The organism is Paenibacillus pabuli (assembly GCF_039831995.1).
Taxonomy (GTDB): domain Bacteria; phylum Bacillota; class Bacilli; order Paenibacillales; family Paenibacillaceae; genus Paenibacillus; species Paenibacillus pabuli_C.
Window position 1 is genome coordinate 2,479,001 of the sequence record NZ_JBDOIO010000003.1, and the last position, 18,525, is coordinate 2,497,525.

Consider the following 18,525-nt stretch of genomic DNA (forward strand, 5'->3'; position numbering starts at 1 on the left):
TCGGAGTGGCAAGTGTAAATAAGCCTTAGTTCAACCAACAAGGAGACGATACAATATGCAAATGATGATCGTAGACGACGAAGCACACTGGGTCGATAACCTGTCCATGACCAAGCCCTGGCACACCCTGGGAATCGAGCAGGTACATAGGGCGTACTCCGCGCATGAAGCCTTACAACTGATTGACACCCACCCCATCGATATCGTGATCTCGGACATTCAGATGCCGGAAATGACAGGCATTGAACTGATCGAACGCATCCGGATCCGGGACAAAAAAATAAAATGCATTCTGTTATCAGGTTATTCCGAATTCGATTACGCCAAAAAAGCGATCCAGTACGAAGCCGTGGACTACCTGCTCAAACCGCCGACAGACGATGAGTTAATGGGCGCTGTGCAGAAAGCAATCGATCAATTAAACAATGAATGGGAACTCGTCAGTTCACTGAGTCGAACCCAGTTTACTTTACGGGAGAATCTGCCCCATCTGCGCGGACGACTGCTTTTGGAGGCATTGCAGGGACACCGGTTTTCATCCAGCGAATGGGAGCGGAAACTCACCAATTACGATCTGCCCTTTCACGCCGGGGACGCCGCACTCATGCTCGTTCGGTTGGATGAAGAATTCGGACACTATGACAGCCATGATCAGACCCTGATCGAATATGCCATCATCAATATGGCGGAGGAAATCATGGGTGAGTTTATGCACGTGTGGGGTGTGAAAGAGGAACACGGATATGTGGTGTTTTTGCTACAGCTGAAGGAACAGAATGACGATATTGGAAAAGAGACCATTCTGGAGAAGCTGTCCATTCAGCTTCAATCCAAAGTAAAACAGTTTCTGAAAGGCTCCCTCTCCATCGTCATGACCGAGTGGTTCACCTTTCCGGATCAGCTCTACGATCGCTTCCGTCAGGCCTCAGCATATTTCCGGCAGATCGTCGGAGACGAGCGCGAATTCGTCATGCGCGTCAGCGATGTGGAGACCCCTGCAGCTCAAGGACCGCTGGACGTCCTATACACCCCGCCCACCTTCATCCATCTGCTGGAGAGTGGACAATGGGATGCCGCCGAAGAGAAAATACTCGCCGTCTGTGCAGAGCTGGATGAGAAATGGTCGGAATCGTGGGAGCATTGCATGGAGGCTGGTTTTCTCATTACCGCTTCGTTCACTAACCTCGCCCACCGAAACAAGCTGACCCTGACCAGCCTCATGGGCAGCGATATTGAGTATCTTCAGAGCGGGGAGGCCTTCTCCACCATCGGCAAACTGCGCAAATGGTCGCTCGGCGTCCTCGCCAAGCTCAAGGAAGGTACATCCAACGAAATCAAGGATATTCGGTCTGAGTATGTGAAGAAGGTTCAGGAGTTTACGGATAAAAATCTGCATCTGGATGTGTCTTTGCGTGTGCTCGCCGATCATGTCAATCTGCATCCGACCCATCTGTCCAAGATTTACAAGATCGAAACGGGCGAAGGCATCAGTGAATATATCTCGCGCCTGCGCATGGATCGGGCCTGCCACAAGCTGGTCACAACCACCAAAAAAGTATATGAAATCAGCATGGAGATTGGCTATATGGACCCGGCGTATTTTATCAAAGTGTTCAAGCGTCAGTTCGGCGTTACGCCACAGGAGTACCGAGACCAGCACTAATAACATAATAGAGTCCTATCAAAACTAACAAACTCATATAGATGCCCTCCCGCCTGAATTGGTACAGTTACACTTGTAAAGATCATACACCGTAGGGGGATTGAACAATGATCAAATTCAAAACATGGTGGTCCTTGCTCATGGTCATCGCACTCATCACCATCACTGCGTGCGGCAGTGGCGATTCAGCCAGTGAAAATGGTACAGACGATACGCCGGCGACGGTCGGGTCAGCCGAAGCCGAAGCTGCTTTTGCGAAAGGAAAATATGACCCACCCATTGAGTTCAGTTCGGTTCGTATGCCGAAGAAATATGTGCAAGGTGACACCAAAGAGAACAACGTTCACGATCGCTGGATGCTCGAAACGCTGGGCATGAAGCATAAGGATTCATGGTATCCGGCTAATGACGATCAATACAGACAGAAGCTGCAGCTGGCCATTGCTTCAGGCGAGAAATTGCCTGATTTCGTATCCGTTCCAACGAACGCGGTACTCACCAATCAGCTGATCGACTCCGGTCAATTCATCGCCATCGATGAACTGTTCGACAAGTACGCCAACAAAATCCTGAAGGATCACGCTGCAGCGCATCCCGAGTTGTGGTACCCGTTCACCAAGGATGGCAAGAGATACAACATGCCGATCCTGGAGTACACCGATAACGACGATACCCTGCTCTGGCTCAGAGAAGACTGGATGGAGAAGCTGAACCTCGAAGCACCTAAGACCATCGCAGATCTTGAGAATATCATGGACAAATTCAAAAATGAAAACCCGGACGGCCTGTCTCCGGATAAAGTATTCCCACTGGCGATCTCGCTTAAAAATAACACCAACACCTGGATGGGCTCGCTCGACTGGTTGTTCGGCGCTTACGGCACGATCCAGGAACAATGGAACAAAGACGCAAACGGCAATCTGGAGTACGGCTCCATTAATCCCGGTGCCAAACAAGCCCTTGCGAAGCTGAATGAATGGATGAACAAAGGGTATATCCATACTGACTCCGCGCTGTGGGACGAAGGTAAGTCTGCTGAAAGCTGGACTGCTGGCACGGCTGGCATCCTGCCTGGCGCAAACTGGGTACCCGACTGGCCTGCACCAGACCTACTCAAGAACGTACCTGGCGCGAAATACAAAGCCTACCCTATTCCGGCTGGTCCAGACGGCAAGATTGGTACAAAGTGGCAGAACTCTGGCGTTAACGCCAGTATCATGATCAACAAGGATGCCAAGCATCCGGAAGCGATTTTCCTGTACTACAACTACCTGCTCGATAACTTGGCGAACCCGGCTGCGGGCAGTCCATATGAGTACGGCTTTGCCAAAGGATACGACTGGGATATCATTGACGGTCAACCGACCAGTGACAAAGAGAAGATCAAAGACTTCTCCAACGAGTTCCCGTTCCTGACGGGTCCGGCTCGTATCCCGGATCTATACATGAAAACCCTCGTGAAGCTGGCTGACGGCGAGAAGCCCGAAACCCCATACGAGAAACAAATGGCCGAGTTCCGCAAACCTGAAAACTGGGCCGCTGCCAAAGTCGTGATGTCGCAGCTCGACATTCGCAAACAAAACTACTTCACCGGCGCAGCCACACCAACCATGGTCTCCAAGTGGAACCTACTTCGCCAGTCCGAGATGGAAACCTTCAACAAAATCATCTACGGCAAGCTGCCGATCGATGCCTTTGACCAATTCGTCGCCAACTGGAAATCCAACGGCGGAGATCAGATCACACAAGAAGTGAATGATTGGTTTAAGTCGGTAAGTGGGAAGTAAGATTGATTTGGGAAAAGTAAAGCATTAAAACCCGAGCCGAAGCGAGTTGTCACGCTTCGGCTCGGGTTTTTAAGTGAAGAGCGGGGTTCGCTTCCCCTGACCTATGGGTTCGCGTTAGAGGGTCAAGCCAGTGTATGCTTACAAAGCTATTTAAGCATACACTGGCTTTTTTAGCTTTAAAGTCATTGATTAACTATGACATTCCATTTGACATAATTCTGTTCGTGTCGTGTGAAACTCCTAGGATACGTTTCACCATTCTCGTCTATACTCGCTCCCTCACCAGCAGCCTGCCATGCTAACACTGCTAAGTTCATCCGTCACCTAGCTTAGGTCAGTTTCATGTCCCTTCTCCACCAACATCGACTGGCCTAACAAGGAAAATGTCAGTTGAATGCCATCTCGCAGCCCCTGCATGTACAAACGTTCATTCTCTATGCCTTTTCTGACAATGTAACGATTCTCCCACTCGATATATTCTGGTGTCTGATTAATACCCTCACCTGCAAACAAAGCTTCGAACGCTTCGTCCGTTTCCCCACGTACTCGACTCAGTTCAGGATCATGCTCAATCCGGGCAGTCAACTCATCTAGCCTTGCCTGAATCGCTCGCTGAATCCACGGTGGAAAATCCATAGCTTCTCCTCCCCTACGCATTATGTACTCACATCATTGTACAACTCGGTTATGTCTCGCCTTCATTTCACTAACTCGTGCCACCAGTTCTTCCACCCTTCGGCTCTGTTCCTGAACCGCAGGACTGTCCCACAACGGAATCGCTTGCTTCAAGGATGCCTCTCCAAGCTGATTAAGCTTGCGCCGTTCCTCTTCCAACAAGTCAAGCAACCGGCTCATACATGCACCTCTCTGATGAGTCTAAACTGCGCCATGTCTTGTTAAGACTAGACATGAACAGTCATTTTTAATGCGATTATCGGTTTATTTTATTTTAATTCGATATCCGCATTAAAACAACCATTATTTCTCATACAATTTGGTTGAAATGAGGGGTGTACATAATGAAACATAGACAAGAACCACCTGGCGACAAAAATATCATCGGCTCCCGAGTCGTAGCTATTCGTAAAAGCAAAGGCATTAAACAACGAGAATTCCTGGCCAGACTGCAAACATTGGGTTTGGATATCAGTCAGACAAGTCTTTCCCGTTTGGAGGGCCAGTATCGTTTAGTTCAGGATTATGAAGTTGTGGTAATTGCGAAGGCTTTGGAGGTTTCTGTAGGGTATTTACTCGGGGAAGAAATTAACAGAGAACGGCAATTTTAGACCCAATAACAGGGTAACATTAAATGCTACCCATCTCATTTCCACAAATAGTTGACGATTTTTATATCACTTTCTTTCATACTCAAGAGCGATTGTATTACTACATCAATTTGCCATGTTCGGATGTTCTTATCAGATTAAGGGCGTTTGCTTAATGATTAGACAATGTTTGTTATTCTTCGGTAGGATATACTACAATGTGTTTATACTTCGACTCTTTCCTCATCTTTTTAACAAGTTCTTTCTCATCACTAATAATACTAATTTCTTCTGGCACATTATTTAATTGTACTTTATTATTTTCAACCCCAACCAGCGGCATATGTATTGAAGTAAAAAAATGCATTAAAAATCCAAGGGAAAAATCACTTTGAAGTTCAAACATATCTTGATCAAATCCACCACTTTTAACTTTATGACCTTCAATATCTAAATAGAGGTGTCGTTTATAATTCGGGAACCGTTTTTGTGCGTTCTGTAACAATTTAATTAATATACTAGCTGATGTTTCGAAATCTTCATGCTCGTAGACAACATGGTAAATAACAATTCCTTTGCTTTTTAACATATTAAAGTTGTTTTCATCTTTCTGTATCGGTTCCAGTATATTGATTTCTCCGTTGAATCTCTGCTCTATTAAGTCAAACCAGTAATCTCTCATTTCACGAATTTGTTTACGTTTTTCAGGGTTGCCTCCAAATAAATCATGACAAGAAGCGCAAAGTGGAGCAGCATTTTCTATAGTGTCATCGCCACCTTCAGCCTGGGGAATAATGTGATGAATCTCAACAAATTTTTCATGACAAATAACACATCTGAAACAGGCTCGTCTTTTGGCTTCATTCTTAACTTTTTCAGAAAATGCCACAATAATTTTTCCTCCTTGATGTTTCTATTCATATGATTTATTTTAGTCAACATTTATTTGTATAAGCTCCATCAGAGGTTCTTCACTAAAAACTCTATCTTTAGAACCAGTCCAGCGTAGTAACAAGCTTGAATCGTCTAACTATTAAGCAACATCATAAATCCCTTGTTTGCCGATTTCTCAGCAAAGAAGCAGTCTCTAGGCATCCCCGTGGCTAAGCATGACTATCTCAACTGGTTTAACAAACATTGCATTTATAAATCAGCGAGGTACACGAGAACTATTCAATATCATCAAGCAACCCTTAGAAAGTTATCCTCCACTGTTAACGATCCAAGCTCAAAATAAATTTATAATCTGAGTCTTTTATGAAACACATAAAATAATTAATTTAACCCATAAGAAGTTCTCTAAGTGCTCTACTATATTCCTCTCTGAAATCAGCATACTTTTTTGTCTTTAATAGTTCAGGAATCTCACATTCTTCAATTAAAATCGGTACAACCTTAACCATCCCAGAATTGATCTCATCCCAATATTTAGAATACCACTCTTCTTGAACCCATCTTACTGCGAATGTATTCCCATGAAATTCTGAATTCATAAAAACACCACCACCCATTGAATCTGTATAATTTCTTCAAGCAAAAAAGCGTATACTCGCTCTGGAACAGATATATTAGAGAACATTACTTCATTTGTTTGATCTGTTACGGATGTGTCCGGTTTATTAAACTTCGCTACTAAAATGCCCCTTTGAATCTATATTTTTTCTGACAGAACCTAGGGGATAAAGTTCAAAAAAATTTCAAATAGGTCCTTGTTACTAACTCATCGAAATCTCTAAATTCATTAGTTTAATCCGTTATTATTGTTGTTATTTTATGAATGAATCTTGAAAACTTTGACTTCGCTTCAACCTCAATTCTAGCTTGAACACTTCTATTAAAATTCTTATTAATAATCAACTCCGCTGAGCCTACACGTTCATGTGTACTTTTTAGATTTAAAAATAGATGTTTAGTAGTTGGACTCTCTCGCTTTACTGGCATTAGAAATTGTACATCTTCAATGTTATCAAATATTTGACTATCTAGTTCTGCTTCAAGGATATCATTTGGAAACCTATCTTGCACAATTCTAAACTTAACGTCGACAAACTCAGTCTTTGATTTACCTAGTATCACAATATCTGAATCAAAATAAGATATATTAAATAGTATTTGTTCTCTGCCCTCACCTTTTACAGCTGTAATTCTAGCAGTTATCTTATTTTCTAATTCTTCCTGCTTGACTTGCAAAGTATCATATTCAGTGGATACATAATCAAATGCTACTACACTAACAATAAAACTCAACACTACAGATAAAAGTAAAAATTTTGATAGTTTCCAAAACTGACGAAAAAATTTTCTGATTTTTCTACTAAATACAATATCTCTTCTATTTTTTCTTAACTTGAGTTGAGTTTCTTTTCTAGTTTGAAAAATCATAATTGGATACCTTTCTTTTGAGATGAAATATTGGAACTTTTAAGTTTGGCTTACCTCGAATCTATTATTCAGATTTTATGTACTTCGTAGTAACAATACATTACGGCTCCGTTTTTGAACTAGTTTTATGATAACCCATGTACTGATATTTGCGAAGAAATAATTACTGAAATGTAATATTTAGAAAACTCTCAATCCCTTGAGATTTAATGGAATTTAAATATGCTAAATATTTAATTAAATCTTACACTCTTAACTAAGCAACTTCTGAGCTAACAAAAAAAACAGGTCATCTTTTCTTCTTATAACCTATCTCATAGTTGCTTTTTTACAGCTATACACACAAGAAGTAGCTTCTACAACCACTGATGGCAGGTAATGCTTCGTAAGCTCTCCTTTAAAAATTGATGTTGCCCAGAGTAATCCATTCAGTTTCGCTCGTACCGAGCTTACACCAACATAACGCCCCCTCAAACCAACAACGCCTGCGCAATCTGACCCACTATCCATTAACTCCTGTCGGCCCATAACAGCCAATCCATGTTGCGGCATCGACCGAGTGTATTTGCTGTCGCTCATCCGTATCGAACATTCCCCAGACACGTTGCTCTGTCGTGGATATGCCCTCCTGCATCATTTCATTACTAAGTAAAAAATAGTGGCTGGCATGTACAGCCGGAAGTCTGTCAACTGAAGTATGCTAAGCCGTGTCGGAGTATCTGCTACAAATAACGGAACAGGGAAACCTAGATCACGGTACAGCACAGCGCCTGTGCGATGAGAGGCAGAATGTATTCGAACCAGAGAATCAAGCGGACGAATCAGAGCCATGCTTTTACCTGCCAGTACTGGAGCAAGCTCTTCGGACAGCAAAGCGGTTCGTCGGTGATAATCCGCTATAATACGCTTTGCCTCTGCTCGCTTGCCTGTCAGTTCACCGAACAGACTTAGAATGGTTTGCCAGCTTTCATTACGCTTAAACATGAGCACTCGAGCGATCCGACTTAACCGTTCAACGTGCTGATCATGCACTTCGGTGCAAATAATCAGATCCGGAGACAGCCGCTCCACCGCAAGCAGATGATCGGCATATTGTACATCGAGTACAGCGATACGTTGCGGTGATTCGGTGACAGTATATCCCCCTCGCATATGGCAGATCACCGGGCCTTGTGCCGACTGATACGAAGAAGCCGTGCGATTCTGCAACAGGCATTCGCATAGTCTGCATCTTTTCTTGAAGCGGCGGCAAGTCGGTAATGCAGTGGTGGAACGCCATAATATTTCTTAAACGCCCTGCTGAAATAATACATATCGAGATAGCCCATTTTGTCTGCAATTTCACCGATGGAAGCATCCGTATGACGCAGCATCCATGAAGCACTCTCCATGCGCAGCTGAATGAGGTACTCCATCGGTCCGAGCTGCTTCTCTTGTTTGAATCGTCGCTGCAGCTGTCTTACGCTGCATCCCGCGAGGGCTGCCAGCTCTTTCAGCTCAAGATTCTGGCGATAATGCGATGTTATATAGGAAGCGACAACATCCACCATGTCGGACTCCGCTCCCCCCTGACATCGTTCATACTCCATGATCAGTTCGTAGATCATACCCTGGAGCAGTGCATTAGCATAAAAACGTTCCAGCCCTTCGCCGCGGCCATTTGGCAACAATTTTTTCCGCGTTCTCGATCCATTCTGCGTGGGTTACCGAATTCTGTACAAATGAATTGCGCAGCGGGTGTTTGCGATACGAAGGCACAACAAGAGAGGCTCCCTCCATGGAAGAAGCCTTGTACATGATCACCATATAATGAATGTCCTCTGCTCTGGCCGTCAGCGTAAAGGATGTCCCCTTCACCACATGACAGGCAAAAGAAGCTCCAATGTGGCAACCCTCACCATCCATTGCAAGCTCCCCTTCCCCTCCACATGCCAGCAGTAAGACATTTGAAGTTAATTCCGTTTCGCGTAGAACGCTGCCTGTCTGCAAAGTACCGCTATATTCGTCAAGCATCTTAATCGCCGTATCACTCCAACCACTTGTCTGTTCTTGCTGCGGCATTTCTCTCATCTCCTGACAATAGCAAAGGTAAAATGGTTGCTGTTGTCATTTTAATTGAGATTCTTTCTTATTGTTAATTTTCGGACATTTTCGGCAATATTCCCATGACAACTGGTAATAAAAACAACAGGGGATACGTTCGCTTTTCGCAACTGGAATGTTGTCCTTATGATCTGTGAAGCGGGTCAACGGATTACGTTTTACACCGAACACCTGCCTTGGTCCGACCTAACCTTCCTTGGGTCCCGCATCGTTGGAGCTTAATTCTTTTAAATGATGTTCAACCTTTTATACCGCTAAATGTAATGCCGCTAATAAACGTCTTTTGAAGAAAAAAGAACAAAACGATAATAGGTAATGTCATCAAGGTGGATACGGCCATTAAAAGACCCCATTCGGATCCCTTTTGGCTCTGAAATTGCTGCAATCCGAGCGAAACCGTGTAAGATGGTTCATTGGTTAAATAAAGCAAGGGACCCATGAAATCAGTCCAACTCCCCATAAATTGAAACAATGCCACGGCTAATACGGCGGATTTGGCTAGTGGAAACATGATCTGTAAATATATGCGGAACTCACTAGCGCCGTCTAAGCGGGCCGCTTCGCGCAGGGCATCAGGCAGTCCCATGAAAAACTGCCGCAACAGAAAAATGTAAATGGGCACTCCAAAAAATTGGGGTACAATCAGTGGAAGAGGTGTCCCTACCCAACCTAATTTAGTAAACAACAGGAAAAGAGGAATCATTGTCACCTGTCCGGGAATCATCATAACAGCAAGGGTAACAAAGAAAAGTATACCTCTCCCACGGTACTCTAACTTGGCAAAACTATATGCAACCAAGGGACAGGATATGATCACACCAAGCGTACTAACGATAGTTATAATCGCCGTGTTTTTCAGATATGTCCAGAAAGGGATATACTCAACAGCACGGGAATAATTACTCCACAGAATTGGACGCGGAATCCACTCTGGTGGGAATGTAAAGATTTGTGTGAGTGGTTTAAGAGAAGTCGAAAGCAGCCAAATGAACGGAATCATGAAAAATGCAGAAGCAACAATTAGACATACATAGGCTAACGCACGATTGATTCTTTTGATAGCGGTAGGATTCATCCCTTACTTCCTCCTCCTTATTTCCCCTGATAATGAACCCAGCGTTTAGACGTAATAAAAATAATTCCGGTTAATGCCATAACGATAATAAATAAAATCCAGGCCATTGCGGAGGCATAACCCATTTTGAAATACCTAAATCCGTTCTCATATAAATACATGACGTAGAAAGTCATGGAATTTGCAGGAGTTCCTTGCCCTTTGGTCAACGTATAGGGAAGAGTAAACTGTTGGAATGCACCAATCATTCCCATCACAAGGTTGTAGAAAATAACGGGAGTGAGCAAAGGCAGGGTTACCTTTCTCGTTTTCTGAAACCAGTTAGCTCCATCGATTTGCGCCGCTTCATAGTACTCCTCAGGGATGTCTCCTAATCCAGCAAGGTAGATAACGACAGCTTGCCCAATACCCCAAAGCGACATCAGAATGAGAGAGGGCTTGGACCACGACTCACCACCAAGCCAAGCGGGCCCATCGATACCGATATTCGCTAACATCCCGTTCACCAATCCGAAGTTTGGATGTAACAGCCACATCCAGAGAACAGCCAGAGCTACTTGTGGCACGAGAGTAGGTAAGAAAAAGATCGTTCTGAATACAGCCATACCCTTGACCTTCATATTCAACATCATAGCGAGTGCCACACCGAAAAATATACTTAATGGAACAAAAAATACCGTAAAATAAATCGTGTTGTATATGGATTTCCAAAACAGAGGATCATGGAAAAGATCTCTATAATTATTGATTCCGACAAATTCACCAGGTTGCAGAATGCTGTAAGTAGTGAAGCTGAAGTAGATGGACATTAGCATGGGAATTGCATAAAAGCATAGCAGCCCTATAGCCCAAGGTGAAGCAAACAGCCACCCAATCACGTTAGTTCTGTGGAGTGCTCGTTTCCTTGCCGATGGAATTGCTTTTACTTGAACTGGATCGGCCAGTTTCGCCATGTACATTCTCCTTCCAATTGTCATTCATGAATAGGCAAGGAGAGAGAGTTCGCTCCCTGCCTACCGAGCACCCTATTTGTCGTATTTTTCTAGAGCCTTATTAACAGTCTCTGTTACTCTATCCAGGTTCTCTTTCGGAGTACCGTTACCGCGGGTAGCCTTTTCCGTTGCGGAAGCTAACTCATTCCACAGCAGTTGTCCTTCAGGAATAACCGGGCGGTTATGTGAATTGGGCAAAATATTGATAAATTCCTTCATAATCGGATCGTCCTTGTAACCGTATTTGTCGTTAACCGAATCGATAACGGAAATTTGAGAGTCAGCGTTTAATAACGTTTGCCCCTCTTCTTTCCCTAAGAATTCGAGGAATTTCCAAGCAGCTGCGATGTTCTTGGCGCCTTTAGGGATAATAGCGGACCCGCCTCCCGACCATGTCGTAAAATTAGTACCTGTTGGGGTCGGTATTGGTGCAACACCGTAGTTTAAATCCGGCTTAAATTTTTCGATACCCTTCACCGTAAAGTTCCCACTTATCTTCATGCTGACTTGACCGGAAATGAACGGATCCATTTCCTCCGTACCCGCTGCACTTGTGAATCCGGCAATATCCTCGACATTGTATTTTTTGCCGAAGTCGGTCATCCATTGTAGCGCTTCCACGACTTTAGGATCATTTGCCGTAATTTTGCCGGTGGCAGCATCCTGGAATTCTCCTCCAAATGACCATCCCCAAGTATACAGCCAGCCTTGCGAATACCATGGGATGAACCCGATCCGTTTGAAACGTTTACCTTCCTTGATGGTTAACTTTTCGGCGGCCGCTTCAAGCTCGGCGATCGTTTGTGGTGGTTTGTTGGGATCCAACCCCACTTCTTTGAAATGATCCTTATTGTAAAATAGCAGGCGAGAGTCCGTATCCATCGGCATTGCATAAAGCTTTCCTTGATAACTGGACTCCTCCCATGCAAATGGATAATACATTTCCTTACGTATTCCGGATTCTGCTGCCATCGAGGATAAGTCAGTCAGAGAACCTTGCGCAGCCCAAGTACCGACCTTAAACCGATCGAAAAGTGCAACGTCAGGAGGATTGCCGCCTGCGACTGCAGTCAGCAGCTTCTGATCGGATCCCTCGTTGGATTCTGTATAAACCAAATTCATTTTGATCGTAGGGTTTTTCTCTTCAAATGCCTTCACGACTTTATTCATATTATCTAAATCAATGGAGGTAAGACCATGCCACATCGTAACCGTTGTAATCCCCTCTCCGGCCTGATCGCTAGAGCCTCCCTTCGTTGAACAAGCCGTTACAAGTAGTAACATAACCAGAAAGCAAACAAGAATTGGAAATGCGAATTTTTTGGATCTCCTCATTCAAAGTCCCCCTTAGTTAAATGAATTCGTTTAACTTGAATTCCTATAGGATCCACTTCATTTTCTGATCATCCACAATTTATGTAAGCGTTAACAACTTTGGTGATATGAACTATTAAAATCAGAAAATGATGAACACCGTGAATTTGTTATAGGAACCCACTAGTTATACTAAGTATATTAATATGACATCATAAAACATGTCAATTGCAATATTACGACATCACTATTCATGATGTATGGCTATAATTTAGATATAGAAATCGACGTTTCAAGGTTGGTTAATCTCCGGTCCCCTAACCAATTCCCTGATGTGAAATATGCTTTACCATAAGAAAATCGCCTATCGACATACTTCATAGAAGACAGACCGCGTTTAAAAGGGGTTTTTCTTGCGATATCAGGTCAGGAAGGTCCCTGCTTCGAAGTTTATATGTCTGATATCAAAAAAAGTGCCGATAAGCCCCTTGGGACTTCTCGACACTTTGAACAATTGCTTTGGTTTAGCTACACTTGTATAAACCCTACCTGTTATTTTTCACGACCATACGATGTTTAATAATGTTCAGCTCGGGAACTGCTGTTCCATGCAATTGAGAGATTAACATATCCACTGCCAATTCACCCATCTGCTTCTCATCCTGCTTAATATGAGTGAAGATGGGTTGACCCAGGTGATCATTCAGGGAGTCGAAACAAACGATCTCGAATTCCTCCAGAGATTTCCCCATCGAGTGGATGACTTGAGCCAGCATGGTAGCTATTAGAAATTCCGATGCGACAAACGCCTTTACATCAGGGTGTTGTTTCAAAAAATGCTCTACTGTTTCTTTATCACTTTCAATCGCTGTTCCGTTTATGTTCTTGGGAAGGGTGCCCTTCAAGTTTGTTAATACATAATCTTTGTTCAAATTCATTCCTTCCTGGGTGAAGGCAAACGTATATCCGAGCAGCCTTTCCTCCAATGTTGAAGTGTTCTCTTCCGGCGGAGATAAAAAGGCAATTTTTTTATGACCTTTGCTAATCAGATGACGCGTAAGATCCATGGCTGCTTTCTTATTGTCTGTATATACCGAACAAACCGGAATTCCTTTTAGATATCTATCGGCCAAAACAATGGGAAACCGATCTAATACAAGTCGAAGCAGTTCAGAATTATAGTGTTGACCATGAATGGGGGTCACGATTAATCCTTTGATGCCTAAACCAATAAATAAGTCAATCGCACGTTTTTCCTCATCCCGATCCCCCCAGGTTCGCTTGATAATGAGTTGATAATTATGCTCAGCACTCCGCTTTTCCATCGATCTAAGAAGTTGTAAACCAAACTCGTCAGAAAAATTCGGTATAATAAACCCGATCAACTGCTTATCATCCTCAGGAACCAAGGTCGTTCTTACCTCTGAATAGTGCTTCGGTTCTTGTCCTCCAATTATACCATCGGCCACAAATGAACCCTTCCCTTGTATCCGTTTAATAACCCCAGAATCTGCCAATTTCTCCAGAGCCTTTTTAGATGTAATACGACTGACGCCAAATTGTTCAGCCAACTCTTTTTCAGAAGAGACTCGGTCTCCTTCTTTTAATCGACCTTCTTTAATCTCTTGTACAATATAGATATATATCTGCTCGTATAAATGCAATTCCACAAAACCACCCTGACATCGTAATATTAATATACTAAGTATATTACACAAGGAGTAATTCGCAAAGTTACTGAGATTACCGACGAACTTCTGTGGCATGGCGTCTTCCAAGTCTACGGTGTCAGACCTCTGCTTACAGTTAAACCCCATGGTAGGGCATGGAATAACCGACCCTTAGTCGAAAGCCGATTCCCGTTTATCTTAGTGGATGCGATGGTGGTGAAGGTCCGTTGTACAGGCATCAATACCGAAGGTTATCGGGGGATTCTAGGTTTAATGCTCGGTGATACAGAATCTGAAGCGAGCTGAAGCGAATTTTTTTGCCTCTCTTAAAAGCAGAGGACTTCGCGGAATGGATCTCTAAATGGATTATTATCTATTGGACAGGACGTCGGCCAACAACCATTCATTTAATCTACTTTAAAATCAATTATCTCTCGTTGTTTTGCATATCGCGCAGCGTGAATTCCCGACTTCTCGATCTACTTACAACTCTTCATTATTTTATTATTTCTCCATACCAATTAACGATTGTTATTTCTTTATCTTTTAATAGGCACCAATCATTTATTTCACCTATTAATTTTGGAGTGATTATTTCATCATGACATTTTGGTGTTAATACTCTCCTGTACCCAAGATATTCTCTTGTCCAGCCTTCAAATTCTTCTCCAATGATCACAATTTTCGGTTTTTTTTTTAATACTGTACTGACCAACTTCGTAGGTGACCAAAAACTTTTTATCTTCAGAAATGATATGTAATTTAACTATCCCTTCGTCATCAATATCCGGTTCAACATACCAATAGAATAATCGATTTAAACGTATGATCTTACGTTTGTATTTTTTCCTTACTCCCATAACTCACCCCGAGAACTTAATTAGATTTTGGCAATTTCAGCTAACGTTCCCGTATTCACGACCTCAGCGTATGCTGAGGTGTCGGCTCCTGCCGGACCAAGGACGAATGTCCGCAGCGTGAATATTATGTTAGCTGATGTTCCTGTCTTCTTATAAATACTAATAATCACAATTTCTAAAGAAACCACTCATACATTCTATCTTTCATTTTATTAGCTGTAGCTCGATCTCTTCGATAAATCCATTCAAAGAGCGGCTTATCAATAAAATCTTTCAAGTCATATTTGGATTGCTCAAGACAAGATAAAATTTCCTCAAACTTAAAATCAATATGGAAAACGTCCGATCGATCATTAGAATCTGGATTATCAGACCAGACGATGGCCATGTTATCCTTATAAGTTATTCCCGGTGATGGATCATGTCCAAGCCAGGGACTCTCTCTATTAATAATAGAATTATAAATCTCCCTAAATTGTTCTAGACCACAGCAACAACTTGGCATAATACATTTTTCTTCACTTTCAAAAAAAGCAACACCGCCCAAAATAGCTACAGATTCATTCGCAAATAGATCATTAAAAGTGTCTTCCATTGATTGATCTACATTTGTATTGCTATATCCAAATAAGTGTATTAAAAAGAGTTCAACTTCAGAAGATGTACACTCGCTCGAAAGCGTAAGAAACTCTGAGCGATTCACATCATTGTCAAACCACTTTGGACAATCATAATACGGTTCTCTAATAACTGGTTTTGTATAAGACATCTCTGAATTTACACCTCTAAATAGGTAGTTTAGGGAATTTAGCTAACGTATCTACGAATCAAAGAGGCTTAAAGAAGTGTCGTTAACTGAATGCGACGGACTTAGTCTCGTAGAGTTGTGAGCTGAATCCGCTTCTCTGATTACCTCAACTTGCGAAATAAAGGGCCGAATGGCCCGCAACGTAGACACCTTGTTTTCAGATGTCTTCGTCTTCCTGAAATACATTTAAATATCTTGGTATTCATTCATTATTCTCGTAATAAATTTTGTCTTTCCAGCAGTATAGGCTTGGCGATTGTTCCTGTATTTATTAGCTAGTTGGAACTTTAACTTCCCATACTCAGATACTAATAAGGGATGCTTTTTTAGTATATCTCTGAACATTATATGTCTTTTCAATTCTTGACTTTCCCTATTGCATACGTATAGATGATGTTCGTGCTTCTCATTGCCCTTCACTAGTGTAGGGTACATAAACGTCCCTTCTTGCAAATGCTTCTCTGTTTTTAATCCCCAAATCACCTTCATGAATATATCCCAACTCTTCTAACTTTTTGATTACCTGTGGTAGGCAGGCCATAGATTCAATTACTACATCTATATCAATAATTGGTTTGGCTGAAAGACTCGGGATTGCTGTACTTCCAACGTGTTCAATTCGTAATACCAGACCATTTAATTTGTTGGATATAATCGATTCTATTATATTGAATGCTCTTGGCCATTCACTATTGTATCCTTCAATAATTACTGGTTTTTGAATCTTCATTGGAATGCTCCTTGCGTAATTATTTTACGAAGATTTCTGATAGTGTTCTTGTATTCACAAGACGACCCAGCTTTAGATAACTCTTATCTTAGGCTGGGTCGTATGTTGTTCGAGTGTTCTTCCATGATTATACATCTAAAAAACTAAGGGATGGTATCCCGTAGCTTGAAATACAGTGTTAAGCGCCGTTACTACTTTCGAAGCATGACCTAACAACTTTTGATCAAGATTCCAACTCTATTTTTTATTTTGGTAAACAAACTCAACTTCACCATCTAACAGGTATCGATATTCAAATAATTGCATTGTTCTTTCCCTAATTCTCTCCCTTATAGCCGTTGTTAGGCTTACTGATCCTCTTGATCCAAGATAACCATTATCAATAAATGTCTTCTCTACAAATTTTGATTCCCTTAAGTGATACTGTAACCATTCTTTCTGCGATTCAATTAGTGCTTCTCTTGGTTCTCTATCCAACTTAGAAAGAAGCGTTTTATATATTTGATTCAACTCTTTATCCCAAATCTCTGTATATTTGCCTTCCAATGTACCCCATTCCAATGTTGTAATAATCTCATTGGAATTTAGAAATTCATTAAATTCCACTTCATAATCATGATCTATAGGATTTCGAAGCATTTCATCATAAAATTCTCCTTTCAAATCAAGCTTTCCAATGCTAATGGGTAATATTTTATTATTAGCAGTATCTGATCGACCTTCCGTTATTTCTTTTGATTCTGTTCCATCACCTGTACTCACTACATCAGGAGGCAGTTCAGAATTCATTATTGAATTAGTTTCGCTGTTTAAAGTAGTCGGTAGACTACTATCTTGACAAGATGAACACAATATCGTAATAAAAAATAATAAGAGTATCTTACCTTTCATAAGTTATCTCCTTAAATATGATCTTTAATATTTACAGGTAATGGCGCATAACGTTTTGTATTGACGACGTCCTGGCCCCTTAGAGTCGCTGCTATTAGTTGTGAGGCTTGCCGAACACCTAATGCAGTAACGTCCCGACGGGCTTAGGGGGCTGGATGGGGTCACTCGCTTCTCAGAGTGACCCCGAGCGTCAATGTGGTGTTAGTCGAGGGAAGTTCTGGAAGCATCCATTGTATTTAAAGCATTCTCAAAATAGCTATATACTTCATCTGCAATTCCCAGAAACTCTTCAACAAGTACATCACTATCCAAGTAACAAACATACAGATACTCAACTAAAGCGGAGCCAATCTCACAATAGTTTATTATGGCATTCTTCATCTCAATAATGTCATCTTGCCATACACCTGTATCTACTATAACCAAAGAGTATAATGCACGAATTAATCTCTTCGAATACCCTTTAATATATCTAGTTTTCAGCGTGTGATCACTAGCAGTAGAAAGTGAACGACGTACACGATCTACTTCTTCCTTGGTCTCTGTATTTAAGTCTAAAATGAACGCTGGAGAAATAATGATCGGTGGTACTTTTTCACCAATGTCATCACCATATAGGCAAACACAAATGATCTTAACCCAAAAACCCCACTCATGTGGTTTACTTAATACATCGTCAATCGAGCAAATGATCGTATCAATCTTAGTGACTATTGGATATTCTTTCAAAAGCCTGTCTTTAATATTTGACAATCTTTCGTAATCAATATCTTCGGGATTTTCACAGACAATAGTAAAGTCCGCATCTGACTTAAAAGGTTTAGCGGTTCCTTTGGGAATCGAGCCACACATATAAATGCTATGAATCTTACCTTTAAATTCGGTAAGGATCTGATCTATATACTTATCAACCAAATCCTTATATTCACTTTGTATTTCAATTTTATTTATAACTTTTTCTAGTATCATATAGACTCCTCCTAAA

At 41.9% G+C, this 18,525-nt stretch carries 22 protein-coding genes; 4 read left to right on the forward strand and 18 right to left on the reverse strand.

Annotated elements, in window-relative coordinates; genetic code table 11:
• Window positions 1–55 precede the first annotated feature (55 nt).
• Together ABGV42_RS13330 and ABGV42_RS13335 are read left to right on the forward strand one after the other, a co-directional pair.
• Window positions 56–1,663, forward strand: a complete 1,608-nt coding sequence (locus ABGV42_RS13330) for a response regulator transcription factor (protein ID WP_347382069.1) — start codon at window positions 56–58, stop codon at window positions 1,661–1,663.
• 107 nt (window positions 1,664–1,770) lie between these two features.
• The gene (locus ABGV42_RS13335; protein WP_347382070.1) at window positions 1,771–3,450 is read left to right on the forward strand and encodes an ABC transporter substrate-binding protein; all 1,680 of its coding nucleotides are present in this window, start codon (window positions 1,771–1,773) and stop codon (window positions 3,448–3,450) included.
• 324 nt (window positions 3,451–3,774) lie between these two features.
• Here the strand turns inward: ABGV42_RS13335 and ABGV42_RS13340 are convergent, their stop codons facing one another.
• Together ABGV42_RS13340 and ABGV42_RS13345 are read right to left on the reverse strand one after the other, a co-directional pair.
• Window positions 3,775–4,086 (reverse strand): hypothetical protein, encoded by a 312-nt coding sequence (locus tag ABGV42_RS13340; protein WP_347382071.1) that lies wholly within the window; start codon window positions 4,084–4,086, stop codon window positions 3,775–3,777.
• A 33-nt stretch (window positions 4,087–4,119) separates the two neighbouring features.
• A complete protein-coding gene (locus ABGV42_RS13345; RefSeq protein ID WP_347382072.1) occupies window positions 4,120–4,305 on the reverse strand; it encodes an aspartyl-phosphate phosphatase Spo0E family protein in 186 nt (61 codons plus the stop codon).
• Between the two features lie 164 nt (window positions 4,306–4,469).
• Between ABGV42_RS13345 and ABGV42_RS13350 the strand changes: the two genes are divergently transcribed.
• Window positions 4,470–4,736, forward strand: a complete 267-nt coding sequence (locus tag ABGV42_RS13350; protein WP_347382073.1) for a helix-turn-helix domain-containing protein — start codon at window positions 4,470–4,472, stop codon at window positions 4,734–4,736.
• Between the two features lie 172 nt (window positions 4,737–4,908).
• On the opposite strand, the gene ABGV42_RS13355 is transcribed toward ABGV42_RS13350, so the two are convergent.
• The 10 genes from ABGV42_RS13355 to ABGV42_RS13400 all read right to left on the reverse strand — a co-directional run bounded on the left by ABGV42_RS13355 (window position 4,909) and on the right by ABGV42_RS13400 (window position 14,251).
• Window positions 4,909–5,604 (reverse strand): HNH endonuclease, encoded by a 696-nt coding sequence (locus ABGV42_RS13355; protein ID WP_347382074.1) that lies wholly within the window; start codon window positions 5,602–5,604, stop codon window positions 4,909–4,911.
• A gap of 391 nt (window positions 5,605–5,995) precedes the next feature.
• A complete protein-coding gene (locus ABGV42_RS13360; protein WP_347382075.1) occupies window positions 5,996–6,208 on the reverse strand; it encodes a TIR domain-containing protein in 213 nt (70 codons plus the stop codon).
• Window positions 6,209–6,461: 253 nt separating this feature from the next.
• Window positions 6,462–7,097, reverse strand: a complete 636-nt coding sequence (locus tag ABGV42_RS13365) for a hypothetical protein (protein WP_347382076.1) — start codon at window positions 7,095–7,097, stop codon at window positions 6,462–6,464.
• A 633-nt stretch (window positions 7,098–7,730) separates the two neighbouring features.
• Window positions 7,731–8,249, reverse strand: coding sequence for a hypothetical protein (locus ABGV42_RS13370; RefSeq protein ID WP_347382077.1), 519 nt, complete (start codon window positions 8,247–8,249; stop codon window positions 7,731–7,733).
• An 8-nt stretch (window positions 8,250–8,257) separates the two neighbouring features.
• Window positions 8,258–8,764, reverse strand: coding sequence for a helix-turn-helix transcriptional regulator (locus tag ABGV42_RS13375; RefSeq protein WP_347382078.1), 507 nt, complete (start codon window positions 8,762–8,764; stop codon window positions 8,258–8,260).
• Window positions 8,721–9,158, reverse strand: coding sequence for a hypothetical protein (locus ABGV42_RS13380; RefSeq protein ID WP_347382079.1), 438 nt, complete (start codon window positions 9,156–9,158; stop codon window positions 8,721–8,723). Before ABGV42_RS13380 ends, ABGV42_RS13375 begins: the two co-directional genes overlap by 44 nt.
• A gap of 280 nt (window positions 9,159–9,438) precedes the next feature.
• Entirely contained in the window at window positions 9,439–10,275 is an 837-nt protein-coding gene (locus tag ABGV42_RS13385) for a carbohydrate ABC transporter permease (protein WP_095289351.1), read from the reverse strand.
• Window positions 10,276–10,292: 17 nt separating this feature from the next.
• Window positions 10,293–11,228, reverse strand: coding sequence for a carbohydrate ABC transporter permease (locus ABGV42_RS13390; protein WP_347382080.1), 936 nt, complete (start codon window positions 11,226–11,228; stop codon window positions 10,293–10,295).
• 72 nt (window positions 11,229–11,300) lie between these two features.
• Complete coding sequence (locus ABGV42_RS13395; RefSeq protein WP_347382081.1) at window positions 11,301–12,602, reverse strand: ABC transporter substrate-binding protein; 1,302 nt, start codon at window positions 12,600–12,602, stop codon at window positions 11,301–11,303.
• A gap of 524 nt (window positions 12,603–13,126) precedes the next feature.
• The gene (locus ABGV42_RS13400) at window positions 13,127–14,251 is read right to left on the reverse strand and encodes a GntR family transcriptional regulator (protein WP_347382082.1); all 1,125 of its coding nucleotides are present in this window, start codon (window positions 14,249–14,251) and stop codon (window positions 13,127–13,129) included.
• 87 nt (window positions 14,252–14,338) lie between these two features.
• Here ABGV42_RS13400 and ABGV42_RS13405 point away from each other — a divergent pair, with 87 nt between their 5' ends.
• Window positions 14,339–14,557, forward strand: coding sequence for a transposase (locus tag ABGV42_RS13405; RefSeq protein WP_431523647.1), 219 nt, complete (start codon window positions 14,339–14,341; stop codon window positions 14,555–14,557).
• A gap of 190 nt (window positions 14,558–14,747) precedes the next feature.
• Here the strand turns inward: ABGV42_RS13405 and ABGV42_RS13410 are convergent, their stop codons facing one another.
• From ABGV42_RS13410 to ABGV42_RS13435, 6 genes are all read right to left on the reverse strand, one after another.
• Window positions 14,748–14,966 carry a hypothetical protein gene (locus ABGV42_RS13410; RefSeq protein WP_347382083.1) on the reverse strand — a complete coding sequence of 73 codons (219 nt, stop codon included), beginning with the start codon at window positions 14,964–14,966 and terminating at the stop codon, window positions 14,748–14,750.
• 320 nt (window positions 14,967–15,286) lie between these two features.
• Entirely contained in the window at window positions 15,287–15,880 is a 594-nt protein-coding gene (locus tag ABGV42_RS13415) for a hypothetical protein (RefSeq protein WP_347382084.1), read from the reverse strand.
• 225 nt (window positions 15,881–16,105) lie between these two features.
• Window positions 16,106–16,408, reverse strand: a complete 303-nt coding sequence (locus ABGV42_RS13420) for a GrpB family protein (RefSeq protein WP_347382085.1) — start codon at window positions 16,406–16,408, stop codon at window positions 16,106–16,108.
• Entirely contained in the window at window positions 16,326–16,649 is a 324-nt protein-coding gene (locus tag ABGV42_RS13425) for a GrpB family protein (RefSeq protein WP_347382086.1), read from the reverse strand. The genes ABGV42_RS13420 and ABGV42_RS13425 overlap by 83 nt, the downstream gene beginning before the upstream one ends.
• Before the next feature lie 237 nt (window positions 16,650–16,886).
• Window positions 16,887–17,540 (reverse strand): lysozyme inhibitor LprI family protein, encoded by a 654-nt coding sequence (locus tag ABGV42_RS13430; protein WP_347382087.1) that lies wholly within the window; start codon window positions 17,538–17,540, stop codon window positions 16,887–16,889.
• Window positions 17,541–17,741: 201 nt separating this feature from the next.
• Window positions 17,742–18,509, reverse strand: a complete 768-nt coding sequence (locus ABGV42_RS13435; protein WP_347382088.1) for a nucleotidyltransferase domain-containing protein — start codon at window positions 18,507–18,509, stop codon at window positions 17,742–17,744.
• Window positions 18,510–18,525 lie beyond the last annotated feature (16 nt).